Below are 26,427 nucleotides of genomic sequence, written 5' to 3' on the forward strand. Positions count from 1 at the left end.
CCGCCTAGAGATGCACGCCGTTGCGCCCGGCCAGATCGACAAAGAACTGCCAGGCCACACGCCCCGAACGCGACCCGCGGGTCGCCTGCCATTCGATCGCCTCGGCGCGCAAGGTGTCGGAATCCACGCGGACCCCATGCGCCGCGCAATAGCCGTCGATCATGGCCAGATATTCATCCTGGGTACAGGGATGAAAGCCCAGCCACAGACCAAAGCGGTCGCTCAGCGACACCTTTTCCTCGACCGCTTCTGAGGGGTTGATGGCGCTGGAGCGTTCGTTTTCGATCATGTCCCGTGGCATCAGATGACGCCGGTTCGACGTGGCATAGAACACCACGTTTTCCGGGCGCCCTTCGATGCCGCCATCCAGCACCGCCTTGAGGCTCTTGTAATGCTGGTCATCATGGCTGAACGACAGATCGTCACAAAACAGGATAAAGCGATAGGGCGCGCTGCGCAGGTGGTTCAGCAGCCGCGCCACCGACCCCATGTCTTCGCGTTGCAGTTCGACCAGTTTCAAATCGGGAAATTCAGGATGAAGTGTTCCGTGTATCGCCTTGACCAGACTTGACTTTCCCATCCCGCGCGCGCCCCACAACAACGCGTTGTTCGCCTTAAAGGCCTGGGCAAACCGGCGGGTGTTGTCCACCAGCGTATCGCGGGACCGGTTGATCCCGACCAGCAGGTCCAGATCCACCCGGTTGACCTGGGCCACCGGCTCCAACCGGTCCGGGTCCACATGCCAGACAAAGGCCGACGCCGCGGCAAAATCCGGCGCGGCCAACGGGGCCGGTGCCATCCGTTCCAGGGCCTGCGCGATGCGGGTCAATGCGGTTTCATCCATGGTGTGCTCACCCCTTGTGCGTCCTGAATGGGTAGAAACCATGTTCTGTCCTAGACAGCAAGACATCACCAGCCCCCGGTCCACCCCAGCCGCCGGATCAGGACATGCACCAACATGACGATGGCAATACAGACCACCGACAGCCCCAACAGGGTCGCCCACTCCAACGCCTTCATCTGCGCGCCCAGATAGGCACACAGCACCGTCACCGGCAGGATTCCAACACCGGTTGTCCAGCCAAAGGTCCAGACCCGGACCCGCGTGAACCCGGCCGCATAGTTGATCAGATTAAAGGCGATCACCGGGATGAACCGGCACAACAGCAACGCCAACGCCCCCCGGTCCCGCGTCCAGCCGTCCACCCGCCCGGCCTGGCCTTCGGGCAGCCAGCTCAGCACCAGCTCCCGGCCCAGCCAGCGCGCCAGAAAGAATGCGACAAAGGCCCCGATCATGGCGCCGATCCAGATCACCGCCGTGCCCAGCAGCGTGCCAAAAACCGCCCCCGCACACAGCGCCAACAGCTCGGCGGGAAACGGGACAAAACTGTGCAGGATCATCAACCCGATCACGACCATCGGGGCCCAATATCCAAACCTGCCCAGATACAGCGCCATGTCTTCCGGGCTGGGGATCTCGGCCCTGGCCTGCCAGACGGCCACGGTGCCGGCTGCACACAGCCCGATCAGCACAAAAGCTGCGACTTTCCGCCCGGACCATCCCATGTCTGCTGTTCCTGATTGCGGTTTGCGGCACTGAAACCATGGGTCATCCTAGCGCATTGCCGCCGCAATTGCACATGTCACCCCTGCGGGAGCCGGACAGACGCGCCCTGTGGTCAGGCAAACGGGGCTGCGTACAGGGCGCTCCGCACCGGTCGCGGTCAGTGCTGCAATCCCGCAACCGCATGGTCATGCGCAGTATGGGGGCGGCGCAGATCCAGACATCGCCGCGCTTCCTCGACACAGCCCGCGCCCAACAAGGCGCTGACCAATGCGATTTCCAGAACGTCCCGCTGCGCCCGGCTGCCACCGATGCGTTCGTGTTCGCTCATCACCCCGGTCATCAGCTGCACCGCCTGCCCCGGATCCTGCGCGGCAAGCGCCCGGAAACTCTGTGCCAGAGCCGACACCACCGGGGCGGCCGGTCCCTTGGCCCCATCAATCACCGTTTCCAATCGCTCGGTCTGGCCGGACATGGCATGGGCCAGGGCCGCGTGAACATCGGCAAAGGCCAACCCCGGTTTGGGAAACATGCGCGCTGCATAATCGCTGACCTGACGCCAACGCTCAGGCGCAACCTCCACCCCCGCGGCCGCGGCCCGATACAAAAGCGCGGCGCTGTCGGTCAGCACATTCAACGGCGGGGCCGCCGAACGCTGTGGGCCGACGGACCTGTCGAACACCGACCACATCTGTGCCACCTCTCCCCGTGCCAACGCCCATAGGGCGACATGCCAGCTCATGTGACAATGCAAATAGGCCGTCTCGGGATACTCGGACCAGAACCCGTGGATATAGTCGAACCCGGCTTCGGTCTCGCCGTTTTCATAATACAGATGCGCCCGCACATGGGCACTGTGCGCGCTGTCCGGCTTCAGCGCCAATGCGCGTTCGATATTATCCGCCGCCGGGCCTGTCTGCCCGGCCTCCATCTGGGCAAAGGCGTGCTGGCACAGAAACCACCAATCCTCGCCGTACTGTGGGGCCAACACGGTGGTATAGGCCAGTTGTTCGGCCTCGCGCCCGGGTTGGCCGGAAAATCCGATCAACCCAAAGACGCTGGTACAGCTCTGCGCCAACAGGACATCTCTTGGGTGGTCTGCCACATGGGCCCGCACCCGGCCATACGCCTGTGCAACGCGCCCCTCGATCATATCGCCCAAAATATCAATCTGGGCGGCTTCGCGGGTGGTGACACCGCCCACTCGATCCCGTGCCTCGGCCAGCGCAGCGCGGGCTTCGGCCCCGCGACCGCACAGCTGGAAATACCGCGCCAATCCGATCCGGGCCATGGCAAACCCGTCGTCGGCAGCAATGGCCGCGCGAAACGCACCCTCGACATCGTCACTGGCCGCAAGCAGCCGGTCCACCCCGTCAACATAAGCATCGCGCGCGCTCTGCGATTGCGTTGTCACATCACTTCCGTATCTGTCTTTCAGCATCTCACCCTCACACCCGAACAAAAGAACCTTTGGGACAAACAAAACCCCAAATCAGGCACAAGGCAACAGTCTTAGCTCCGGCAACAATTGGTGACCCACAACCAAAAAAGGCGCACCATTGCGGGTGCGCCTTTCTCTCATGTGCCCAGATTCAGCCGTTACTTGTCGGCTTTGTCATCCTCGTCGAACTCGGCCATCAGCGGATCGTCGAAATGTTCGTCGTCCTCGTCGTCGTAATACCCTTCGGCGCGCAGTTTTGCTTCGCGTTTGGTTTCAACCCGACGCACCAGGAAGATCGAGATTTCGTACAGACCATAGACCACCACGAACAGGATCACCTGGGTGATCACATCCGGCGGGGTGACCAATGCGGCCAACACCAGGATCGCAACCACGGCATATTTGCGCACCGCGCCCAATCCTTCGGCGCTGACCAGACCGGCCTTGCCCATCAGGGTCAACAGCACCGGCAGCTGGAAACACATGCCAAACGCCACGATGAATTTGATCGTCAGGTTCAGGTATTCCTGGGCCGAGCCTTGGAACACCACGCTCAGCGGCGCGGCGGCGCCTTCGGCAACGGCTTCGCCCTCGGCCCCAAACTGCTGGAACCCCAGGAAGAAATCATAGGCCAGCGGTGTCACCACATAGAACGCAAAACTGGACCCCAGCAGGAACATGAACGGCGACGCGATCAGGAACGGCAGAAACGCGCCTTTTTCCGAATTATACAGCCCCGGCGCCACAAACCGCCACATCTGCAACCCAATATAGGGAAACGACAGGATCAACCCGCCCAGCAACGAGACCTTGATCGCAACAAAGAAGCCCTCTTGCGGCGAGATAAAGATCAGGTCGCAATCCTGGCCCCGTTCGGACAACACCTGACACAGCGGCGCGGTCAGGAAATTGAAAATCGGGGTCGCGACAGTGAAACAGATGATCATCCCGATCAGAAACGCCACCACCGAATGAATCAAACGGGACCGCAGTTCGGTCAGATGTTCGATCAACGGGGCCGATGAATCGTCGATGTTGTCTGTCTGACTCATGATTTCGCCTCATCTTGCGGCCCGTCTTGCAGCCCGTCTTGCGGCTTCAGCGCCGCTTCGGCCTCATCCGCCTTGGCCAACGCCTCTTCGGCTTCGCGGGCCTTGCGTTCCGCAGCCGCGCGGGCTGTCGATGCCTGGATCTTCTTGACATCCTCGGCGCGTTGCGCGGCCAGCTTACCGGTTTCGCTGGTGGGGTCGAACTTGGTCGGATCAATCGAGCTTGTCAGATCCTTTGTCGCCGATTTCACCCCGTCCAACGCGGTGTCCAACGGGTTGGTGGCCGCCTTGAGCCCCTTTTGCAAATCGCCCACCCCTGCTTCGTCAGCGGCGTCGTTCATGGCCTTGCTGAATTCGCGGGCCATGCCGCGCGCCTTGCCGACCCAGCGGCCGACATTGCGGAACAGGACCGGCAGGTCCTTGGGGCCCACAACGATCAGCGCCACGACGCCAATGACCAACAGTTCGGTCCATCCAAGATCGAACATGCGGGGTTATGCCTTGTCTTTGCCAGATTCGGGGTCGGTTTCCGAAGTCACGTCTTTGACCTCTTCGGTCATCTCTTCTTCCAGCTCCTTGGAGCCTTCGTTGATGCCCTTCTTGAACGATGTGATGCCTTTGCCGACTTCGCCCATGAGCGAGCTGATCTTGCCCCGTCCGAACAGGACCAGAACCACAACAGCAATCAGCAGGATGCCGGGAAGACCGATATTGTTAAGCATGTGTATTCTCCTTGATGTCATCGGCACCATCCCCGGTGCCGGTCATATGTATGTGTGGGGTTGGTTCTACGCCCCCCCCCGGTGCCGCGCAAACCCGCAGGGGATCAAAACCATGGGGATACGGGTCGGAATCCGCAGAAATTTTTGAACACGCGCATCCAACTGACAGGTTTATGTCAGTTGCCATGGAGTAAATCCACCCCATCCAAACCACCAATCACTCCAAGGAGATGGAAAAATGACCAATCACGTCGCAGAAATCGTGACTTTCAAACTGGCCCCAAATGTCAGTATCCCGGATTATGTCGCGCTCAGCCAAAAGTCTGAGGCCTTCTGCCGCCAGAATCCCGGCTTTCGTCATCGCCAGCTCAGCCGTGGCGACGATGGCACCTGGACCGACTATGTCATCTGGTCCGATATGGACACGGCCCGGGCCGTGGCCGAAACCTTTACCGAACAGGAGTTCGCCCCGGCCCTGATGGCGGCCATCGTCCCCGACAGCGTCACCATGCGCCACGAAACGGTGCATTGGGCGATCTGACCACATCTTGCCCGCCAAAGATCTGTCCCCCGTCCCCTGATCGGGGGGCAGATCGCGCCAAATTGCGCCGATTTCGCCCCTTGTCCCCGGTGCCAAACCCGGCAACAGTCGCCATCTGATATGACTGTTTTTCCGAATGTGGTTTTGAATGACGACACCGTTTGTCTCCCTCTCCAACCTGCTCGCCGACCCGCCGTCGCTGACCGACACCCCCCTGCTTCTGATCGTTGCCGCCACCCTGGGTCTGATCGTCGCCGGTGCACTACTGTGGGCGCGCAGGCGCAACCGCCCAAAATGGATTGTTCTGGATGGTTCCAACATCATGCATTGGAAGGACGGCACCCCCCAGATCCAGCCGCTGCGCCAGGTCATCCGCCATCTCGAATCCCTGGGCTATGCGCCCGGAGTGGTTTTTGACGCCAATGCCGGCTATCTGATCGCAGGGAAATACCAACACGACAGCGCTCTGGGCAAACGGCTCAAACTGCCCGTCGACCGGGTGATGGTGGTGCCCAAGGGCACCCCGGCGGACCCCTTTATCCTGACCGCCGCCCGCGACATGCAGGCCCCGATTGTGACCAACGACCGGTTTCGCGACTGGGCCCAACAATTTCCCGAAGTCCAAAAGCCGGGGTTGCTGATCCAGGGGGGATACCGGGCGGGTCAGCTGTGGTTGAAATTCGACTGACCGGGAAATGGACTGGGGCATTGCCTGGGGCACGGTGTTGGCCCAGGTCCACTTGACGCCCCCGCCGCCCTGCCCCAAACCTTGATCCCATGCGCCGCACCGACCGCCTTTTTGACATCATCCAGATCCTGCGCGACGGACAGTTGCACCGGGCCAAGGATATCGCCGCGCGGCTCGAAGTGTCAGTGCGCACCATCTATCGTGACATGGACACACTGGTCGCCTCGGGCGTGCCGGTCGAAGGCGAACGTGGTGTCGGTTATATGGTGCGCGAACAGATCACCCTGCCACCGCTGAACCTGACCCCCGAAGAGCTGGAGGCGCTGAATCTGGGCATGGCCATCGTCGCCGAGGCCGCCGATCCTGATCTCAAATCCGCCGCCCTGTCGCTCAGCGACAAGATCGACGCCGTCTTGCCGACCCAGACCATCGCCGAAGCGGATGCGTGGAAATTCGCCGTCTACCCCTTTGCCGATGCGGCGCGCGGCTTTGCCCATATGGCGACCCTGCGCGCGGCGATCAAATCCCGTCAGAAACTGCGCCTTAACTATCGCCGCATCGACGGCACCCTGACCAGCCGCACCATCCGTCCGCTGCATATGGAATATTGGGGGCGGGTCTGGACGCTGACCGCCTGGTGCGAATCCCGCAATGATTTCCGCGTCTTCCGCGTCGATCTGATCGAACAGGCCGACGCGCTGCCGGAACTGTTCGTGGATGAACCGGGCAAACGGCTCATCGACTATGAACCGGGTCACGGCTGACCCCGACGCTCAGCCCAATTCGAACGACGTCACCCCGAATATCCGGGTCACATCCAGATCCGGCGCGGCACCGCGATACATGCGCGCGGTTTCAAACACCGGCTCCAACCCCAACGAGTGTGCCAGCGCCACCGCCTGCGCATTGGGTTCCGGCACATCCAGAAACACCTCCTGCCCGGCGGGCAGATCCTGCAACAGCCGCGCCAGCACGGTTTGCGCTGCATCGTGCGATGTCGCCACCAGCGGCCCGATCTTATACCCATTCCGACAGGGGCGCTGGGTGCCAAACGCCACCGTTTCCGGCCCGCGCCGCGCCCGGATCGACAGATGCCCCGGCGCGCCCAGCCAATCCCGCCAGAACCCCTGACGGTCCGCCGGAAACACGCTGCGATCCAACGCTTCCAACGCCGCATCGGGCGCCGCCACGATCTCCAACGTCAATTCCTCCGCCCCGGCATTCAGCGCCCGTGGCACCCCACCATAGCGGATATTGCGCCACGCCAGATCAAAGCCGGAGCGCGCATAATTGTCCTGCTGATCCACGACACCGTCCAGCCCGACCACCCGACCGCCCGCATGGTCCAGCGCCGCCTGCCACAGCCGCAGGCCCAATCCGCGCCCGCGCCACTGCGGCGCAACCATGTAGAACCCGAGAAAGGCAAACCCGTCGTCATAATTGACCACCGAAATCGCGGCGACCATCTCGTCCCCGATCCAGCCGCCCCAAAACCCGGCCCGATCCACCCAGGCGAAACAGGCGGCATCCTGATGGCCCGGATTCCAGCCTTCGGCCGCCGCCCAATCCACGGCGCGCGCCACTTCGCGGATGCCCATCACCCGAATGTCGAAATTGTCTGTCATTGGTTGTGTCCTGCCCACCCAGTCATTCCTGCCCGGTCCTTTTCGACCGCACAGTCGCACACTCAGGCCGGGAAGACAAAGCAGCGATTGCGCCGCACGGTCAACCACATCACACGCCCCTCTTCGGGCAAAAACACATTGGGAACCGTCGCCTTCAGCACCGATCCGTCGTGATCCATGCGAAATTCAACCAGGCTCTCATGTCCCAGAAACCGCGCCCGTGTCACCACGCCGCGCGCCGCAACCCCATCGCTGGGCGTGGGCAGCGGGCCGCCGCCCTGGCGGTCGAAATCCAGGCGCACATGCTGGGGGCGAAACACGATGTCCACCTCGGTGCCATCCGGCACGCCGGGTGCCAGAAACTGACCAAAGGGGGTCTGCGCCAAAGCCCCTTGAACTGTCGATCGCAACACGTTGGTATCACTGAAAAAAGCCACCGCCGCGCGATCAACGGGACGGGTATAGACATTATAGGGCGCGCCCTGCTGCACGATCTTGCCGCCGCGCATCAGCGCGATTTCATCGGCCATGCGCATGGCCTCTTCGGGTTCATGCGTGACCAGCAGAACCGCGGTGTCTTCTTCCTTGAGCAGGCTCAGAGTTTCGTCGCGCACCCCGTCCCGCAGCCGGTTGTCCAGCCCCGAAAACGGTTCATCCATCAACATGATCCGCGGCCGCGGTGCCAGCGCCCGCGCCAATGCCACCCGCTGTTGTTCGCCGCCCGACAATTGGTGCGGATAGCCATCGATGAACCGGGTCAGATGCACCCGCTCCAACAGCTCCTCAACCCGGGCGCGTTTCTCCTCGCGCGGACCGTTCAGCCCAAAGGCCACATTTTCGGCCACGCTCAGATGCGGAAACAAGGCAAAATCCTGGAACATCAACCCGATCTCGCGCCGTTCGGGCGGCACCCGGAACACCGTGTCGCAGATCAGCTTGCCATCCACATAAATTTCGCCGGAATCCTGCATTTCGACGCCGGCAATCATCCGCAATGTGGTGGATTTCCCGCATCCTGACGGCCCCAGCAGACAGGTCACCTGCCCGGCCTGAATGCGCAATGACACGTCATCCACAACCGCACGCCCTTCGAAATGGCGCACCAGATTGCGGATTTCCAACCGCGGGGCCGGCACAGGCTGCGAAAGAGAATGTGGGGTCATGCGGCCTCGTTCAGGTTTCCGATCAAAATCATCGGATATAACATGCAGATAGCAACCCCGCCCAGCGGGTGCAAGTCGGCTGTTGGCCAACCGGACTCACGCAGGCCCAAGATCAAAATCCACGCCATCATGCAGCGTGCCGTTCACCATGACCTCGATGCGATGCGCCCCCGGCATCAGCTGGAATGTGGTGGCATCCGCCTTGAGCCTGTGCCGCTTTGTCAGCGCCAGCCCCCCGGCTCCCAACCGGGCCTGCTTCCATTTGAACACCTTGACCGACACCGCCCCGCTGGGGCGCAGAAAATGCATCCGATAATCGACCAGAACCGGCGTCCCCTCGGGGCCGGACAGATGGCAGGCGAATGTGACAGCCTCCCCGATCCGCGCCACCGGTGTCGTCATCTCCAACCGGGCCGTCACCGGCGCCTGCGGGTCATATCCCAACATCGCCATCGCGTCGGGATGGCCCGCCTTGATCAGCCCGCGCAACGCATGCGACGTCATCCAACGCAATTCCTCCGGCCGCTGACGCCCCTGCGCATGCCAGCGCGTCAACCGGTCGATCACCAGATCCGGGTTCTTTTTGGTTATATCGTTCAGATGGTTGGCCACAGACCGGGTGACATAGCGGGTGGGGTCGCAATGCAGCCGATCCAACAACGGCAACGGCTCCTCCAGCGCCAGGCTCACCGCCTGCCCCCAAGGCAGACGCGGCCGGGTGCCTTCGCTGACCAGACGGCGCACATGATAGCTGTCGTGATCTGCCCAGCTCTCCATCCGGGCCAGAACCTCCTGTGGCCAGCGATTCAGAAACGGGCGGATCGCCCATTCCATCGAAAACCGCTGGGTCAGCGCCGCAATCAGATCCAGCGACAGGTCGGGATGCGCCGCGACACCGCGCTGCACCACCCATTCCCCCAACGGGGCAAAGATGAAATCGCCAAAATCATCATCCGTCAGATCGGGGTCCAACGGCGGCGGCAGCGCCGCCATCAGAACAGGGGCCACCTCGGGCAGATCCCCCGGCACCACGTCGCCCATCACCTGCGCGATCCAGGTGATGCGCTCCTTTAATTCCAGATCGCTCAACCGCGACATCACACGGGCTTCAAAGGCATCGCCATCAAACCCGGCATCGGCCGCAGAAAAAAGGCCCGCAAGATAGCGGACCTTTTCAACGTTGAACAACTGGTCCTTCAGCGAAAATCCCGACGCCATGGATTACATTGTCGAATTGGTGGCGCCGCCATCCAACAGGATGTTTTGCCCGACCATGAATCCAGCAAGCTGGGAACACATGAATGCACAGGTCGCGCCAAATTCCTCGCGGGTGCCATAGCGGCCCGCCGGAATGGTGGCACAGCGGTTCACCTTGGCCTGTTCGATTGAAATCCCCTGGGCCTGTGCTGCGCCGCCATCCAGCGACACCGCCCGATCCGTGGCATGGATGCCCGGTTGCAGGTTGTTGATCGTCACGCCGGATCCGGCGACCTGGCGCGCGGTGCCCGCAACATAGCCGGTCAACCCGGCGCGGGCCGAATTGGACAGGCCCAGCACCCCGATGGGGGCCTTGACCGACACCGAAGTGATATTGACCACCCGGCCCCAGCCACGTGCCATCATGCCCGGCACCAATGCCTTGATCAACGCAATCGGGGCCAGCATGTTGGCATCCAGCGCCTGAATGAAATCGTCGCGGTCCCAATCGGTCCACATCCCCGGAGGCGGCCCGCCCGCATTGGTCACCAGAATGTCCACGTCTTTGGCGGCCTCCAGCACCCTGGCCTGCCCGTCGGGTGTGGTCACATCGGCGGCCACCGTCACCACGTCGACCCCATAGGTGTCGCGAATCTTCTGCGCCGATTCCTCCAGCGCCGCGCTGCCCCGCGCATTCATCACCAGATCCACGCCCGCATCGGCCAGCGCCTCGGCACAGCCCAGCCCCAGCCCCTTGCTGGACGCACAGACCAGCGCCCGTTTCCCGGAAATTCCCAGATCCATCAGCCCTCTCCCTTGGCTATCCTCGTTGGCAAAACGACTAACACCCGGTCGCGGGGGTTGACCAGCGCAAACACCATCCCCAATTCCACAGACAGAAAGGGCTCAAAAACTTCTGGGATTTGACCGACTATGGCCATATTCTGGGGCGACCCTGTCCACAGCCCCGGCATTGCCCCGGGATTTTGGATCAGCTCAATCAAGGCAGGTGTGTTTCGTGTTTTCTGAAAACGGTTCCGTTCAATCCTATCCCGTCTACCCGGCTGATGGCCTGCGCGTTGTTGCCGGGGCCAATCTTGGCGATGGTGTCGGGCTCATGGATGAGCTGGACCTGGACGATATCTACCAGCTCAGATCCGGCATCAGCGCCGACCGCCTGTCGCTGATGGCCCGGCTCGACAACAGCTTTGGCATCGCCGCCGACAGCGAAGCCGGCACCGCAGGCAACGCGCTGCACCTGGATTGCACCCTGTCCTTCATGTCGCCGGACGGGTCGACCACCGACATCCTGCTGCTGGTCGAAGTCGATCTGGACGGGCTGATCGTGGGCCTGCACCTGCTGCCGCTGGTGCCGCTGGTGGCCCAGACCGAATACACATTGCTGAAAACCAGCCGCGAATCGGCGCGGCGCAAATTTGCCGAACTGGCTTCGGTGTCCTTTACCCGCGGCACCCGCATCACGTTGGCCTCAGGGGCCCAGATCCCGATCGAAGAGCTGACCGTCGGCGACCGCGTGCTGACCCGCGACGATGGCGTGCAACCGATCCGCTGGATCGGCCAGAACACGGTGCGCGCGACCGGTGCCATGGCCCCGGTTCTGATCCGGGCCGGCGCGCTGAACAACGCCGGTGACCTGTTGGTCAGCCCCGACCACCGATTGTTCGTCTATCAACGCAGCGACCGCATCGGTGCGGGCCATTCCGAAATCCTGGTCACTGCCCGCCACCTGATCAACGGCGAGTCCGTTGTCCGCGTCGAAGGCGGCTTTGTCGATTATTTCCAGCTGCTGTTTGATCGTCACCACATCATCTACGCCGAAGGCATCGCCGCAGAATCCCTGCTGCTGGACCCCTCGACCAAACCCGCCGTCCCCGGCGAACTGCTGAAAAAGCTCGCCACGACCCGCCACGGCCGACGCGATGACCACGGGATCGACGTGCAAAAAAACCTGCTCGACCGCCCCGACGCCATCGACCTGCTGCGCCGCGCCTCGACGCGGTAATACTCTAACGCCCGACGCCGCGCAGCGCCCGCTGGGCCTCGGCCATCAGCCGGGGCAGCGTGTCGTCGTATTGATGGGCCTGGATATGGCCGCACATCAACGCCGTCCAATAGATCCGCAGCACCTGGTTGATCCGCGCGCCATACCCCGGTCCCAGCTTGCGGAACCAGCGCACCATGTCCGTGTCCAGCCGGATGGTCACCCGGGTTCTGTCGCGCAGCGCCCCATGTCTTGTGTCCAGCCCGTGCCATTCATCCGGCAGACTTTTGTCCAACCAATCGCTGGCCAGCCCCTGTTGCAGCGCTTCCAGCTCGTGCAGCATGTCGTTTCGGGCCTGTTTGCGGTTGACCATGGCATCACCTCTCTTGTTCATCACCGCTTAACTTTGCCCGCAATTGGTTAACGCCGCGCCACCGCACAGCCCGCTGCACGCCCGGTGCACGTGGGGTGCACGCATGTCACCCCCCGTTTTCCTTGCTCCGCCGCCAAAACTTACCTATACGCGCGCTCATGTTGGACACCGCCTCAAACCGCCCCGAATTGCCGCCCGAGATTGCGCGCCGCCGTACCTTTGCGATCATCTCGCACCCGGACGCGGGCAAGACCACATTGACCGAAAAATTCCTGCTTTACGGGGGGGCCATCCAGATGGCCGGTCAGGTGCGCGCCAAAGGCGAAGCCCGCCGCACACGCTCTGACTTCATGCAGATGGAAAAAGACCGCGGGATTTCGGTTTCCGCCTCGGCAATGTCGTTTGATTACAATGATTTGCGGTTTAACCTGGTGGACACACCCGGTCACAGCGACTTCTCCGAAGACACCTATCGCACCCTGACGGCCGTGGATGCGGCCATCATGGTGATCGACGGGGCCAAAGGTGTGGAAAGCCAGACCCAGAAGCTGTTCGAAGTCTGCCGGCTGCGCGACCTGCCGATCCTGACGTTCTGTAACAAGATGGACCGTGAAAGCCGGGACGTTTTTGAAATCATTGACGAAATTCAGGAGATGCTGGCCATCGACGTGACCCCGGCCAGCTGGCCCATCGGGGTCGGACGCGATTTTGTCGGCTGTTATGACATCCTGCGCGACCGGCTTGAGCTCATGGACCGCGCCGACCGGAACAAGGTCGCGGAATCCATCGAAATCAACGGGTTGGACGATCCCAACCTGGCCAAATACGTGCCCGAACACCTGCTGGACAAACTGGTCGAAGACCTGGAAATGGCGCGCGAACTGCTGCCAAAGCTGGACCCGCAGGCGGTGCTCGAAGGGCATATGACCCCGATCTGGTTCGGTTCGGCGATCAATTCCTTTGGTGTCAAAGAGTTGATGGACGGCATCGGCAACTACGGCCCCCTGCCCCAGGTCCAATCTGCGCAGCCCCGCAGCATCGCACCTGAAGAGAAAAAGGTCGCAGGTTTTGTGTTCAAGGTTCAGGCCAACATGGACCCCAAACACCGCGACCGGGTGGCCTTTGTCCGCCTTGCCTCGGGGCATTTCAAACGCGGCATGAAATTGAACCATGTGCGCACCAAAAAACCCATGGCGATCTCGAATCCGGTGCTGTTTCTGGCCTCGGACCGGGAACTGGCCGAAGAGGCCTGGGCCGGTGACATCATCGGCATTCCCAACCACGGCCAGCTGCGCATTGGCGATACGTTAACCGAAGGGGAACCTTTACGTGTTACTGGTATTCCCAGCTTTGCGCCCGAGCTGCTGCAAGGTGTCCGCGCCGGTGACCCGATGAAGTCCAAGCACCTGGAAAAGGCGCTGATGCAATTTGCCGAAGAAGGCGCGGCCAAAGTGTTCAAACCGTCCATCGGCTCCGGCTTTATCGTCGGGGTTGTTGGCGCGTTGCAATTCGAAGTGCTGGCCAGCCGGATCGAAATGGAATACGGCCTGCCCGTCCGTTTTGAGGCGTCACAGTTCACCAGCGCCCGTTGGGTCAGCGGCGACAAGGCGGCCGTGGACAAATTGGTCAATGCCAACAAACAGCATATCGCCAATGATCACGATGGCGACATTGTGTATCTGACCCGCCTGCAATGGGACATCGACCGGGTTGTGCGCGACTATCCGGACGTGAACTTGACAGCGACCAAGGAAATGATGGTGTGACGGGGGAAAAACTGTAATCTGTCGCCATCATGGATTTGGAACACTCGATTTATCCCGGCAGTTTCTACAGCTTACTGGGCTTTCTTGATCGCAAGGAAGTGCCCTATGAAAACGTGGCCGACCTGTTTCCGCCGCCGGATTGCGACCTTGACGCGCTGGCGGCGTCAGTGATTCAGGCCGACCCGGTGCCGGACCACGAATTCGACCGTCAGGACGCCGCTCGCAAATATCAGACGCTGCTGGTGGAATTTGACGGATGCAGCGAATTATGGGCCGTCCATGCCATGGCGATCGCCGTCCTGCGCCGTCGCAACCCGCCTGAATTCGTGCGCCAATTGTTCCTGCGGATCTGGCGGGAAAAGGGCAAGGAGCTGGCCGACGGCCTGCCCGTGCGCTGGTTGATTTCCTCGGCCACGACCTTTGCCGATCATGGGGACACATTTGAACAGCGCAGCGGTGGCATGGGGCTGTCCGTGCTGTTCGACCTGATCAAACTGCATGACAGCGAACGCCGTGTGTCCGGGCGCCCCAATGATGCGGCCTTTCCCCGGCTCAAATCCAAACCCCGCAACCACCCGCTGGCCTTTGACATGGCCGGGTATTCCCTGCCCAATGGCGATCTGGACCGGATCATGCTGGCCCGGCTGTGGCGACTGGCGGAACAGGACGCCACCCTGCGTCCCCTCGGGTTTCGCATGTTGCGCATGGTGATGACCGACAAACGCTCGGTGTTCTCCCGGGTTCAACGATACAGGCGGACCAAATCCGATGGCTGACCCCGATCTGCCCCTCTGGGGCCTGAGCGCCACCATCAAGGCCGACACGGTCGACATTCTGAATTTCGCAGCCCACCACCTCGATTTGGGCGCACACCGGCTGTACCTCTATCTGGATGCCCCTGATGACCGGGCCTTTGCCCTGCTCAAGGCCCATCCAAAGATCCGGGTCCAGCTGCGCGACGACGCGTTCTGGATCAACAAAAAAGGCAGGGTTCCCCCCAAACATCAGGCCCGCCAGAGCCTGAATGCCACTCATGCCTATCGCCGCAAGGTCGAGGTCGATTGGCTGATCCACATGGATGTGGATGAGTTCCTGTGGCCCAATGAAACCACTCTGGCACACCATCTGGCCACGCTCGGACCCGAAATCAAATGCGCCCGCGTCCGTCCCATCGAATCGCTGGCCGGGGACGGCAGCGTGTACAAAGCATTCATGCCCCCGGATGGACGTCGCAATGCCATCACACACCGGATTTACCCGAACTTTGGACGTCAGGTGAGATGCGGCTTTCTCAGCCACGTCGAAGGCAAGCTACTGGTGCGGACCGGCCTGCCGGATGTCACGGTCAAGATCCACAATATCCAACAGGACGACACCATGAACCCCGATGCGGCCGAACTGGCTCAGGTCGATCTGTGCCATCAACACGCCCGTGATTGGGACGATTGGCTGTCCCACTATAAATACCGACTGTCCAAGGGCTCTTATAGGTCCGAACTGGCTCCGGCGCGGGATCCGGAACTGGGCGGGATGACTCTCAACGCGCTGCTGAAGCTGATCGAAGACGATCAGGGAGAAGCCGGTCTGCGCGCCTTTTATGACGAGTTGTGCGCCGACACCCCCGACCTGAGAGCCCGGTTGGACGCCGAGGGATTGCTGAGGATTCGCCCCCTGCGCCTGGCTGAAAAACGACAGAAACAATTTCCCGATTTTAGTTGAATTGTTTCAAATACATCGCAAACGGCCCCTATTCCCTGCGATACAACGACAAGATTTGACGTCACACCGGTATTTTGCTATTCCCCGCCCGAGCCGACATGCGCGTGTGCGCAGGACCGCTAGGGTCTGGCTGATGATGATGCGCGGGCTGGGTCTAATGTCCGCAAGATGCGGAAACACATGACGAAATTTTCTGACCTAAACCTGAACCCCAAGGTTCTCAAAGCCATTGACGAAGCCGGGTACGAAACACCGACCCCAATTCAGGCCGGAGCGATTCCCTCCGCGCTCGAAGGCAGGGACGTGCTGGGCATTGCCCAGACCGGTACCGGCAAGACGGCCAGCTTCACGCTGCCGATGATCACGATGCTGGCCCGTGGCCGGGCTCGGGCGCGGATGCCTCGCAGCCTGGTGCTGTGCCCCACACGGGAATTGGCCGCTCAGGTCGCCGAGAACTTTGACACCTATGCCAAACACCTCAAGCTGACCAAGGCGCTGTTGATCGGTGGCGTTTCGTTCAAGGAACAGGATCTGCTGATCGACCGTGGCGTCGACGTGCTGATCGCCACACCTGGCCGTCTTCTGGACCATTTCGAACGTGGCAAACTGTTGCTCACCGGCGTGCAGATCATGGTTGTCGACGAAGCCGACCGGATGTTGGACATGGGGTTCATCCCTGACATCGAACGGATCTTTTCGCTGACCCCGTTCACCCGCCAGACGCTGTTCTTCTCGGCAACGATGGCACCGGAAATCGAACGGATCACCAACACCTTCCTGTCGGCCCCGGCCCGGGTCGAAGTCGCCCGTCAGGCCACCGCCTCCGAGACCATCGAACAGAGCGTGGTGATGTTCAAACCCAGCCGCCGCGACCGCGAAGGCAGCGAAAAGCGCAGCGTCCTGCGCGCGATCATTGATGGCGAAGGCGACAAATGCACCAATGCGATCATCTTCTGCAATCGCAAGACTGATGTCGATATCTGCGCGAAATCGCTCAAGAAATATGGGTATAACGCCTCGCCTATCCATGGCGATCTGGACCAATCGCAACGCACCAAGACGCTCGACGGGTTCCGCGATGGTACGGTCCGCCTGCTGATCGCCTCTGATGTTGCCGCGCGCGGGCTTGACGTGCCAGCCGTCAGCCATGTGATCAATTTCGATGTCCCCGGCCACCCCGAAGATTATGTGCACCGGATCGGGCGCACGGGACGCGCCGGACGGGAAGGCAAAGCCATCACCATCTGCTCGTCCCGTGATGAAAAGGCGCTGGACGCTGTGGAAAGCCTGATTCAGAAGCAAATCACCCGCATGGAAAACCCGGTGAAAAAGGCGACCCCGGATCCGCGCCCTGCCGCAACAGACAGCAAATCCGAACCCCGCCAACCCGCGTCCCGGTCCGCCGACAAGAAACCGGCCTCGACGCGCCGCGGAAAACCGGCCGCCAAACCCGCCGACCTTCCCGAGCGTCAGGAACGGCCTCAAAGCCAGAGCCAAAGCCAGAGCCAAAGCCAGAACCAAAGCCGCGGCCGGTCACGCCGGGACGACAACAAAGCCGTTGTCGGCATGGGCGATCACCTGCCCAGCTTCATCGCTCTCAGCTTTGAGGAACGCCGCGCCGGCTGATCCTCTGACTGACGCAGGTATCTGCAACACTGCAACAGATCCGGGCACTCCCCAAAACATGGGGCGTGCCCTTTTCTTTGTCTGCATCTCGCCAGCAGCTCAAACGGGATATGATGCACAGGATATGATGCATATGATGCGCGGCGGGCGGCCCTTGCGTTTTCAACATGGCGGGGTTTCATCTTTGTCCGATGACACGGCATCGCTTCAGGGACTATGTGGGCAGCAACACACTGCCTCCTCCTGACATATGCGAGCCCCTGTCATGACCGAAGTTACCTTCCACGCCCCCACTGCCGCCGAAATCCAGGCCATCCAACACGAAGCCGCGCGCCTGCGCAGCATCGCCTTTGGCAACGCCCTGCGTAAACTCTTTTCCGCCGTGAAATCTCTGGCTCCGCGTGGGTTCAGCCTGTCGCCCCGGTGCGCACGTCCGCTGCACTAGATCGACCAGGACCCGCCGCCGCGCCGCACATCATGCGGCGCCCGGCCCAACGGGCAATGCGGCATCGCCAGATGCCGTGGTTGCCGGGCGGGAGCCCCCCGCCCGGCCAATGTCAACGCATCCGGCTGATCACCACAGTGACTTCGGGCTTGCGCCCGATTTCATTCTGGGCGCTCTGGCGCACAATGCGGCGCAGCGCCTCTTCCAGCTTGTCGTCATCGCTCAGCGTCTTGGAACCGGCCCGCAACAAGAATTGATTCAGGTCCTCCTCCAGAATTTCCACCACCGCAGCCTTTGAACTTCCGGTTTCCGGCACCCCCTTGATATCACACCAAGGCTCGCCCAAAGGTTCATCCGATTCATCCAGGATCACAGTTACCAGCACATGACCGTTCAGCGCCATGCGGATCCGATCGCGCACGACCCCATCCATGGCCCCGATCTGCACGCTTCCATCCAGATAGGTGCGCCCGGTGTCGATATATTCGGCGACCACAGGGCCATCCGCTGTCAGATCCATCATCATGCCATTGACCACGACCGCGCTGGTCAGCCCCTTGGACTCGCCCAAACGCGCATGTTCACGCAGATGCCGGTGTTCGCCGTGCATCGGGATCAGCATCTCGGGCTTCACCAGCTCGTGCATCTGCTCCAGATCCGGGCGATTGGCATGGCCCGACACGTGATACAGCCCTGAACTGTCATCCACGACATCGACGCCCTTTTCGCTGAGCTGGTTCATGATCCGGATCACGCCTTTTTCGTTGCCCGGAATGGTTTTTGACGAGAACAGGAACAAATCCCCCTCCTTCATCTCCAGACCACGGTATTTGCCGCGGGCCAATTGCGCCGACGCCGCGCGACGTTCGCCCTGGCTCCCAGTCACGATCAGCATGACGTTGTTGCGCGGAATGTCCTGTGCCTCTTCGGGGCTGATCACTTTGGGGAAATCCGACAGAACCCCAGTGGCCTCTGATGCTTCGATCATCCGGCGCATTGCGCGGCCCAGCAGAACAACGGATCGCCCGGCCCGCTCGCCTGCCCGCGCCAATGTGCGCACCCGTGCCACGTTGGACGCAAATGTGGTCGCGACCACCATACCCTTGGCCTCACCCACAAGGCGGGTGATCTCGCCGGGCAATTCGGCCTCGGACCGCCCTGGCGCGCGCGAGAACACATTGGTCGAATCACAGATCAACGCCTTGACCCCGGTTTCGCCCAGGTCCGCAAACAGATCTGCATCAAACGCTTCCCCCACTCCGGGGTCGGTGTCGATCTTGAAATCACCCGAATGCAGGATCCGTCCTGCGGGCGTGTCGATCACCAGAGCCGAGCTTTCTGGGATCGAATGTGAAATCGGCACAAAGCCGACCTTGAACGGGCCCGCCTGCACGGTTTCCGGCCAGGGCGACGCCGTCACCACCGCGTCGGCGACCTGGCCTTTGTCCTCCAACTTGCGCCGGGCGATATTGGCGGTAAAGGCGCGGGCGTGCACCGGCACGTTCAACGCGCTGTACAGCAATCCCAGGGCCCCGACGTGGTCCTCATGGGCGTGGGTGATGAACACCGCGTCCAACCGGTCGGCGCGTTCCTTTAGCCACGTCATATCGGCAAAGATCAGATCCACACCGGGTGTTGTGTCCATATCCGGAAAAGCCACGCCAAGATCCACTAGGATCAGGCGTTCTTTGCCCGGTTTACCATACCCATAAACATAGGCGTTCATGCCGATCTCGCCGGCGCCGCCCAAGGGCAGATAAATCAATCGTTCGCTGCTCATACTCAGCTGTTATCCTTGTTATAGCGATGGATCACGGTCAGCCCGTGCATCGTCAGATCTTCTTCAAAGACGTCAAAAAGATTTGCCGCCTGTTCAAACAAAGGCGCCAACCCGCCGGTGGCGATCACCTGCATCGGGCGGTCATGTTCGGCCCGGATCCGCGCGCAGATTTCCCGCACCAGCCCGACATACCCCCAGAACACACCCGATTGCATGCATTCCACCGTGTTGGTCCCGATCACCTTTTGGGGTTGAGAAATATCAACATGAGGTAGCGCGGCGGCCGCCAAATGCAACGCCTCCAGACTGAGGTTTACACCCGGGGCAATCACCCCGCCGATATAGGCCCCATCATGGGCGACAACGTCAAACGTGGTTGCGGTGCCAAAATCCACCACGATCAGATCACCGCCATGGCGATCAAAGGCCCCCGCCGTATTGACCAGCCGGTCAGGGCCAACCTGTGTTCCGGCATCCACCCGGGGCAAATGCGGCAACAGGCATTCCGGCTTGCCCACAACCATCGGTCGGCAATCAAAGAACCGGTCCGCAAACACCCGCAGGTTCCACACGACACGGGGCACGGTCGACGAGATGATGACCTCGGTGATATCCGTCTTGATCCCATAATGGTTGATCAGCGTCGAAAACCAGGTGAAATAGGCATCTGCCGTGCGGGCGTGGTGGGTCGACGTGCGCAGGGTGCACAGGAATGTTTCGCCATCCCAGATCGAGAAAACGGTATTGGTGTTGCCACAGTCGATTGCCAGAAGCATCCCTTGCCCCCTCTTAAAAATACACATCCGCCGCCGGGATAGTGACCCGACCTTTGGCCGTGTTTAGGACAAGGTTGCCAGCACCGTCCACCGTCTCAAATGTCCCAACCGTTTCTGACGTGGCGGTGCGGGCCGAAATCACTTCGCCCAACTTCGCCGCACGGGCCAACCAGGCGGTCCGGATCGGGGCAAACCCATAGGTCGTGAATTGGGTTTCGTAATGGTCATAGGCGTCCGCCAGAGCGTCCAGAAAGCTTTCTGGATCGACCTGAACACCAGTCTCCGACATCAATGACACCGGCCACACCGATCCGGGTTCCAGCCAGTCGCTGGGCGGGGTCTGGACCAGATTGACGCCGATCCCGATCGCAAGATGGGTGACACCACCCCCATGGCCCGCGCTTTCCAGCAGTATACCAGCCAGCTTGCCACCATTCAGCAGCACGTCATTGGGCCATTTCAACGCCAGCCCTTCGCTGCGTCCTGTGACCGTCACACAGGCATCATACAGCGCAAGCGCCGCAACAAAGCTGCGCAGGGCCACCTGTTCGGGGGGCTCTTGGGGGCGCAGCACCAGCGTGGCGGCCAAATTTCCGGTTGGATCGTTCCAGGCCCGGCCCCGTCGGCCGCGTCCCTTGGTCTGGCGCAGCGCCAGAATCCATTCCGGTCCGGCCAGCGTGGGCGCAATGCGCGCGGCCTCATCCAACGTGCTGTCGACTTCAGTCAACACCCGTTTGCCATACCCCTGCGGCCAGCTCATTTCATGTCCCTCCTACGGCAAAAGGCCCGGTCGCCTGACCGGGCCCTTGCAGTTTGACTGATCGCTTGATCAGTTGACAAGCGTTGCCGCCGCAGAAGCCGCAGCTCCTTCGACACCAAACATGTTGACGATCCCCAACAGCATGACCGCTGCCGACCCCATCAGGAACACCCACAGCACAGGCGATGCGTTGCGATCCAGTTCGTCGCTCTCTTCGCCAAAGTACATGTAGTAGACAATGCGCAGATAATAGAACGCCCCAATCACGGAGGCCACAACACCGGCAACCGCCAGCCAGGCCAGACCCGCGTCATAGGCCGCACGCAGCACATACAATTTGCCAAAGAACCCCAGCATCGGCGGAACACCGGCCAGCGAAAACAACAGGATCAGCATCGCCAACGCCTTGCCCGGCTCACGCTTGGCATAGGAATTCAGGGCGGTGATGTCGGTGATCGGTTTGCCATCTTTTTCCAGCATCAGAATAAAGGCAAAGGTGCCGACGTTCATGGTCACATAGATCGCCATATAGACCAGCAGCGCCTGCACGCCAAAGGCGGTTCCGGCGGCCAGCCCCATCAGGGCATACCCCATATGAGCAATCGACGAAAACGCCATCAGCCGTTTGATATCACGCTGTCCGATCGCCGCGACGGCCCCCAGGAACATCGACAACAGCGACAACAGCGCGATCACCTGGCTCCAGTCGGCCACGGCCAATCCGAACGCATCATGCATGACACGGGCGAACAGACCCATGGCGGCCATTTTTGGCGCGGTGGCAAAGAAGGCCGTCACCGGAGTGGGCGAGCCTTCGTAAACGTCCGGGGTCCACATGTGGAACGGCACTGCCGACACTTTGAACGCCAGCCCCGAGATCAGGAAGACGAGGCCAAACAGCAAGCCAATGGTAACTTCGCCGTGCTGGGCAACCTGGATGATACCGGTGAACTTGGTTGTCCCGGCAAAGCCATAGACCAGCGACGCACCATACAACAGCAGACCAGAGGACAAAGCCCCCAGCACAAAGTATTTGAGCCCGGCCTCGGTCGATTTGACGCTGTCCCGGCGCAGGGCAGCGACGACATACAACGCCAGCGATTGCAGCTCCAGCCCCATGTACAGCGACATCAAATCGCCGGCCGACACCATCATCATCATGCCGACAGCAGCCAACGCCACCAGCAGCGGATATTCAAACCGCAGCAGATCGCGACGCGACATGTATTCCTGGCTCATGACCAGCACAGCAGCGGCCGACAGCAGGATGGTCACCTTGGCAAAGCGGGCGAACCCGTCATCGACGAACATGCCGCCAAAGGCCTCGTGGGTGCCATTGCCATTTGTGGCAATCCACAACGCCAGCGCGGCCATCAGGCCCCCGGTGGTCCAGACCAGCAGCGGGCCCAGTTTGTCCTTGCCGGTGTAAACGGCCGCGATCAGCGCCAGCATGGCGTAAACGGCCAGAATGACCTCTGGCAGGATTACGGAAAGATCAGCTTGGATCATTTCTTCCTGGCTCCTTAATGCGAGGCAGCAACGGCGGGCGCAGCGTGATCTGCTGCTGCTGCCAGTGATGCGTCAAAGTTCGAAATCAGCGCGGTGGTCGATGGGCTGATGATGTCGGTGACGACTGCGGGGTACACACCCAACAGGATGGTCATCACGATCAGCGGCGCAAAGATCAACCGTTCGCGGGTGCTCAGATCCAGAATGCCCTTCAGGCTTTCCTTGATCAGATCGCCAAAGACAACCCGGCGATACAGCCACAGCGCATAGCCCGCCGAGAAGATCACGCCAGTCGTTGCAACAGCAGCCACCCAGGTGTTTTTCTGGAACGTGCCCATCAGTGTCAGGAATTCACCGACGAACCCGGAGGTGCCCGGCAGACCGACGTTGCCCATGGTAAAGAACATGAACACCAGCGCATAGGCAGGCATCCGGATCACCAGACCACCATAGGCGTCGATGTCGCGGGTGTGCATCCGGTCATAGATCACCCCAACCGCCAAGAAGAGCGCGGCGGAAATGAACCCGTGGCTGAGCATCTGAAAGATGGCCCCATCGATCCCCTGCTGGTTTGCAGCAAAGATCCCCATGGTGACAAACCCCATATGCGCGACCGACGAATAGGCGATCAGCTTCTTCATGTCTTCCTGAACGATCGCGACCAAGGACGTATAGACGATGGCAATTGCCGACATCCACAGGACCAGATCGGTCATCACTTCGGCCCCGACAGGGAACATCGGCAGACTGAACCGCAGGAAGCCATACCCCCCCATCTTCAACAGGATCGCAGCCAGCACGACGGAGCCGGCAGTCGGTGCCTGCACGTGTGCGTCCGGCAACCAGGTGTGCACCGGCCACATCGGCATTTTCACCGCAAAGCTGGCAAAGAAGGCCAGGAACAGCAGCGTCTGCATGCCGCCCACGATCTGGATCCCCAGGATCGAGAAGTCATCAAAGGCAAACTGATGGGTCAGCAGGCTTTCGATGTCGGTGGTGCCCGCGTCCGAGAACATGGCAACCATCGCCACCAGCATCAGCACCGAGCCGAGGAAGGTATAGAGGAAGAATTTGAACGATGCATAGATCCGGTTTGCACCGCCCCAGATGCCGATGATCAGGAACATTGGGATCAGGCCCGCTTCAAAGAACAGGTAGAACAGCACCAGATCCAGCGCCATGAAAACGCCCAACATCAGGGTTTCCAGCAGCAGGAATGCAATCATGTATTCCTTGACGCGGCTGGTCACATTCCAGCTGGCCAGAATGGTCAGCGGCATGATGAAGGTAGTCAGCATCACGAACAGAACCGAAATCCCGTCGACGCCCATCTTGTATTTCAGGCCCAGCAGCCATTCGGTTTCTTCAACCATCTGAAAGCCGGTATTGGCCGGGTCGAACCCGGTATAGATGCCGATCGACACCAAAAAGGTGATCGTGGTGGCAAAGAGCGCGGCCCATTTGGCGTTGCGTTGTGCCGCCTCATCCTCGCCGCGCAGGAACAGGGCCAGAATGGCCGCCGCAAGCGCCGGGATGAAAGTGACAATAGAAAGGAGATTGTCCATCAGTGCGCTCCTCCGCCGATCGACATCCAGGTGACCAGGGCAGCAATACCCAGCACCATCCAGAAGGCATATGTGAAGATGAAACCCGACTGTGCGCGACCGGCGAGGCGGGTAAAGAAGGGAACGATCCCCATCGCGACCCCATTCAGGAAGCCGTCGATGGTATTGCCGTCACCGCGCTTCCACAGGAAGCGGCCAATGGCCAAAGCGGGTTTGACAAAGATCGCGTCATACAGCTCGTCAAAGTACCATTTGTTCAAAAGGAACTGATAGAGCGGCTGGAAGTTGGTGGCCAACCGATGCGGCAGCGACGGGTTCCAGATATAGAACCACATGGCCATGATCAGACCGCCCAGCATCGCAACAAACGGCGACACCTTGACCCAAGCCGGAGCCGCGTGCGCGTCGTCCAGAACATGGTTGTCGGGAGCAAAATACAGCGCACCTTCACCCGGCTTGCCCGCAAACACCATGTGATGATCACCGGCTGCTGCAACGTCACCGCCGCCGCCGTGGCCATCATCTGTTGTTGCTTCTTCGCCATGCCCGGTGTCCGTACCGTGGCCTTCGGCCCCTGCTTCGGCAACCGGAATTCCATAGAACTTGCCCACTTGGTCGGCGTGACCAAAGAACGAGCCGTACCACAGCATCCCCGAGAAGATTGCCCCCAGCGCCAGAACCCCCAGCGGGATCAACATGGTCATCGGGCTTTCATGCGCGTGATCATGCGTGTGCTTGTCGCCGCGCGGTGTGCCAAAGAAGGTCATGAAGATCAAACGCCAGCTGTAGAAGGACGTGAATGCAGCAGCTGTCACCAACAGCCAGAAGCCATAGGAGGATCCGCCCGCATAGGCGCTTTCGATAATCGCGTCCTTGGACAGGAAACCGGCAAACCCAATGGTGGTCATCGGAATACCAACGCCCGTGATGGCCAGCGTGCCGATCATCATCGCCCAATAGGTATAAGGAATTTTCGAACGCAGACCGCCATAGTTGCGCATGTCCTGTTCGTGATGCATCGCGTGGATGACCGACCCGGCCCCCAGGAACAACATCGCCTTGAAAAAGGCGTGCGTGAACAGGTGGAACATGGCCGCGCTATACATGCCGACACCGGCAGCAACGAACATATAGCCCAGCTGCGAACAGGTCGAATAGGCGATCACGCGTTTGATGTCGTTCTGCACCAGGCCGACAGTGGCGGCAAAGAATGCCGTGGTTGCGCCAAGCACAGTGATGAACGCAGTGGCCGTTTCGGCGTATTCCATCAGCGGCGACATGCGGCAGACCAGGAATACACCCGCGGTCACCATGGTCGCGGCGTGGATCAGCGCCGACACAGGCGTCGGACCTTCCATCGCGTCCGGCAACCAGGTGTGCAGGATCAGCTGAGCCGATTTACCCATCGCGCCGATGAACAGCAGGATGCAAACCAGATCAGCTGCGTTCCAGTCGGTCCACAGGAAGTTGACAACCGTCTCGTCCAGCACCGGAGCAGCGGCAAAAATGTCGCTCAGGTTGATGCTGTCAGTCAGGAAGAACAGGGCAAAGATCCCCAGCGCAAAGCCAAAGTCACCAACCCGGTTGACGATGAACGCTTTCATCGCGGCAGCGTTGGCCGTCGGCTTGCGATAGTAGAACCCGATCAGCAGATATGACGCAACGCCCACACCTTCCCAGCCAAAGAACATCTGAACCAGATTGTCCGAGGTGACCAGCATCAGCATGGCAAAGGTAAAGAACGACAGATACGCAAAGAAGCGCGGCTTATAGCTTTCGCCCGGACGCCACTGTGGATCGTCGGCCATATAGCCAAACGAATACAGGTGAACCAGCGACGATACCGTGGTGATCACGATCAGCATGATCGCCGTCAGGCGGTCCAGACGGATCGACCAGGAGGTCGACAACGACCCGCTTTCGATCCAGCGCAGGATTTCGATCGTCTGCGTGTGCCCGTCAAAGGTCAGGAACACGACCCAGCTGAGCAAAGCCGACAGGAACAGCAGACCGGTGGCGGTCCACATGGCGGCCTTTTCGCCGATGAACTTCCAGCCGAACCCGCACAGAAGCGAGCCCACCAGAGGGGCAAAGAGGAGTGTGGTTTCCATGATGT

General features: G+C 60.8%; 26 protein-coding genes. 9 read left to right on the forward strand and 17 right to left on the reverse strand.

Annotated elements, in window-relative coordinates:
• Nucleotides 1-4: 4 nt before the first annotated feature.
• From QEZ52_RS14340 to QEZ52_RS14365, 6 genes are all read right to left on the reverse strand, one after another.
• The gene (locus QEZ52_RS14340; RefSeq protein WP_406645085.1) at nt 5-844 is read right to left on the reverse strand and encodes an ATP-binding protein; all 840 of its coding nucleotides are present in this window, start codon (nt 842-844) and stop codon (nt 5-7) included.
• Between the two features lie 65 nt (nt 845-909).
• Entirely contained in the window at nt 910-1,566 is a 657-nt protein-coding gene (locus QEZ52_RS14345) for a TVP38/TMEM64 family protein (RefSeq protein ID WP_406645086.1), read from the reverse strand.
• Between the two features lie 158 nt (nt 1,567-1,724).
• Nucleotides 1,725-3,005, reverse strand: coding sequence for a tetratricopeptide repeat protein (locus QEZ52_RS14350; RefSeq protein WP_406645087.1), 1,281 nt, complete (start codon nt 3,003-3,005; stop codon nt 1,725-1,727).
• Nucleotides 3,006-3,163: 158 nt separating this feature from the next.
• A complete protein-coding gene (gene tatC, locus QEZ52_RS14355) occupies nt 3,164-4,057 on the reverse strand; it encodes a twin-arginine translocase subunit TatC (protein WP_406645089.1) in 894 nt (297 codons plus the stop codon).
• Nucleotides 4,054-4,542 (reverse strand): Sec-independent protein translocase protein TatB, encoded by a 489-nt coding sequence (gene tatB / locus QEZ52_RS14360; protein WP_406645090.1) that lies wholly within the window; start codon nt 4,540-4,542, stop codon nt 4,054-4,056. Before tatB ends, tatC begins: the two co-directional genes overlap by 4 nt.
• A gap of 6 nt (nt 4,543-4,548) precedes the next feature.
• Nucleotides 4,549-4,776 carry a twin-arginine translocase TatA/TatE family subunit gene (locus QEZ52_RS14365; protein WP_406645092.1) on the reverse strand — a complete coding sequence of 76 codons (228 nt, stop codon included), beginning with the start codon at nt 4,774-4,776 and terminating at the stop codon, nt 4,549-4,551.
• Nucleotides 4,777-5,014: 238 nt separating this feature from the next.
• Here QEZ52_RS14365 and QEZ52_RS14370 point away from each other — a divergent pair, with 238 nt between their 5' ends.
• From QEZ52_RS14370 to QEZ52_RS14380, 3 genes are all read left to right on the forward strand, one after another.
• On the forward strand, nt 5,015-5,317 hold the full coding sequence (locus QEZ52_RS14370; protein WP_406645093.1) for a hypothetical protein: 303 nt from the start codon (nt 5,015-5,017) through the stop codon (nt 5,315-5,317).
• A gap of 148 nt (nt 5,318-5,465) precedes the next feature.
• Entirely contained in the window at nt 5,466-6,005 is a 540-nt protein-coding gene (locus QEZ52_RS14375) for an NYN domain-containing protein (protein WP_406645094.1), read from the forward strand.
• An 89-nt stretch (nt 6,006-6,094) separates the two neighbouring features.
• Nucleotides 6,095-6,769: a helix-turn-helix transcriptional regulator gene (locus tag QEZ52_RS14380; RefSeq protein WP_406645096.1), complete on the forward strand. Its 675-nt coding sequence runs from the start codon at nt 6,095-6,097 to the stop codon at nt 6,767-6,769.
• Nucleotides 6,770-6,778: 9 nt separating this feature from the next.
• Here QEZ52_RS14380 and QEZ52_RS14385 read toward each other — a convergent pair whose 3' ends face one another.
• From QEZ52_RS14385 to QEZ52_RS14400, 4 genes are all read right to left on the reverse strand, one after another.
• On the reverse strand, nt 6,779-7,630 hold the full coding sequence (locus tag QEZ52_RS14385) for a GNAT family N-acetyltransferase (protein ID WP_406645097.1): 852 nt from the start codon (nt 7,628-7,630) through the stop codon (nt 6,779-6,781).
• A 62-nt stretch (nt 7,631-7,692) separates the two neighbouring features.
• Nucleotides 7,693-8,793, reverse strand: a complete 1,101-nt coding sequence (locus tag QEZ52_RS14390) for an ABC transporter ATP-binding protein (protein ID WP_406645099.1) — start codon at nt 8,791-8,793, stop codon at nt 7,693-7,695.
• Nucleotides 8,794-8,889: 96 nt separating this feature from the next.
• A complete protein-coding gene (locus QEZ52_RS14395) occupies nt 8,890-10,011 on the reverse strand; it encodes a hypothetical protein (protein WP_406645100.1) in 1,122 nt (373 codons plus the stop codon).
• A 3-nt stretch (nt 10,012-10,014) separates the two neighbouring features.
• Complete coding sequence (locus QEZ52_RS14400; protein ID WP_406645101.1) at nt 10,015-10,794, reverse strand: SDR family oxidoreductase; 780 nt, start codon at nt 10,792-10,794, stop codon at nt 10,015-10,017.
• Nucleotides 10,795-11,008: 214 nt separating this feature from the next.
• Between QEZ52_RS14400 and QEZ52_RS14405 the strand changes: the two genes are divergently transcribed.
• Nucleotides 11,009-12,013 carry a Hint domain-containing protein gene (locus tag QEZ52_RS14405; protein WP_406645102.1) on the forward strand — a complete coding sequence of 335 codons (1,005 nt, stop codon included), beginning with the start codon at nt 11,009-11,011 and terminating at the stop codon, nt 12,011-12,013.
• 4 nt (nt 12,014-12,017) lie between these two features.
• On the opposite strand, the gene QEZ52_RS14410 is transcribed toward QEZ52_RS14405, so the two are convergent.
• Entirely contained in the window at nt 12,018-12,386 is a 369-nt protein-coding gene (locus tag QEZ52_RS14410) for a BrnA antitoxin family protein (protein ID WP_406645103.1), read from the reverse strand.
• Between the two features lie 137 nt (nt 12,387-12,523).
• On the opposite strand from QEZ52_RS14410, the gene QEZ52_RS14415 reads away from it, so the two are divergent.
• From QEZ52_RS14415 to QEZ52_RS14435, 5 genes are all read left to right on the forward strand, one after another.
• Entirely contained in the window at nt 12,524-14,131 is a 1,608-nt protein-coding gene (locus tag QEZ52_RS14415) for a peptide chain release factor 3 (protein ID WP_406645104.1), read from the forward strand.
• 29 nt (nt 14,132-14,160) lie between these two features.
• Nucleotides 14,161-14,907: a hypothetical protein gene (locus QEZ52_RS14420; RefSeq protein ID WP_406645105.1), complete on the forward strand. Its 747-nt coding sequence runs from the start codon at nt 14,161-14,163 to the stop codon at nt 14,905-14,907.
• Nucleotides 14,900-15,850: a glycosyltransferase family 2 protein gene (locus QEZ52_RS14425; protein ID WP_406645106.1), complete on the forward strand. Its 951-nt coding sequence runs from the start codon at nt 14,900-14,902 to the stop codon at nt 15,848-15,850. The genes QEZ52_RS14420 and QEZ52_RS14425 overlap by 8 nt, the downstream gene beginning before the upstream one ends.
• A 180-nt stretch (nt 15,851-16,030) precedes the next feature.
• The gene (locus QEZ52_RS14430) at nt 16,031-17,476 is read left to right on the forward strand and encodes a DEAD/DEAH box helicase (protein WP_406645107.1); all 1,446 of its coding nucleotides are present in this window, start codon (nt 16,031-16,033) and stop codon (nt 17,474-17,476) included.
• Nucleotides 17,477-17,741: 265 nt separating this feature from the next.
• Nucleotides 17,742-17,921 (forward strand): hypothetical protein, encoded by a 180-nt coding sequence (locus QEZ52_RS14435; RefSeq protein ID WP_406645108.1) that lies wholly within the window; start codon nt 17,742-17,744, stop codon nt 17,919-17,921.
• Between the two features lie 112 nt (nt 17,922-18,033).
• Here the strand turns inward: QEZ52_RS14435 and QEZ52_RS14440 are convergent, their stop codons facing one another.
• The 6 genes from QEZ52_RS14440 to nuoL form a co-directional block, all read right to left on the reverse strand.
• Nucleotides 18,034-19,701, reverse strand: a complete 1,668-nt coding sequence (locus QEZ52_RS14440) for a ribonuclease J (protein ID WP_406645109.1) — start codon at nt 19,699-19,701, stop codon at nt 18,034-18,036.
• 2 nt (nt 19,702-19,703) lie between these two features.
• Nucleotides 19,704-20,477 (reverse strand): type III pantothenate kinase, encoded by a 774-nt coding sequence (locus QEZ52_RS14445; protein ID WP_406645110.1) that lies wholly within the window; start codon nt 20,475-20,477, stop codon nt 19,704-19,706.
• Between the two features lie 13 nt (nt 20,478-20,490).
• A complete protein-coding gene (locus QEZ52_RS14450) occupies nt 20,491-21,237 on the reverse strand; it encodes a biotin--[acetyl-CoA-carboxylase] ligase (RefSeq protein WP_406645111.1) in 747 nt (248 codons plus the stop codon).
• Nucleotides 21,238-21,306: 69 nt separating this feature from the next.
• On the reverse strand, nt 21,307-22,746 hold the full coding sequence (gene nuoN / locus QEZ52_RS14455) for an NADH-quinone oxidoreductase subunit N (RefSeq protein ID WP_406645112.1): 1,440 nt from the start codon (nt 22,744-22,746) through the stop codon (nt 21,307-21,309).
• Nucleotides 22,747-22,760: 14 nt separating this feature from the next.
• Nucleotides 22,761-24,311 (reverse strand): NADH-quinone oxidoreductase subunit M, encoded by a 1,551-nt coding sequence (locus tag QEZ52_RS14460; protein ID WP_406645113.1) that lies wholly within the window; start codon nt 24,309-24,311, stop codon nt 22,761-22,763.
• A complete protein-coding gene (gene nuoL, locus QEZ52_RS14465) occupies nt 24,311-26,422 on the reverse strand; it encodes an NADH-quinone oxidoreductase subunit L (RefSeq protein ID WP_406645114.1) in 2,112 nt (703 codons plus the stop codon). The genes QEZ52_RS14460 and nuoL overlap by 1 nt, the downstream gene beginning before the upstream one ends.
• Nucleotides 26,423-26,427 lie beyond the last annotated feature (5 nt).

It is taken from the genome of Aliisedimentitalea scapharcae, from assembly GCF_045277565.1.
GTDB classification, from domain to species: Bacteria; Pseudomonadota; Alphaproteobacteria; order Rhodobacterales; family Rhodobacteraceae; genus Aliisedimentitalea; species Aliisedimentitalea scapharcae.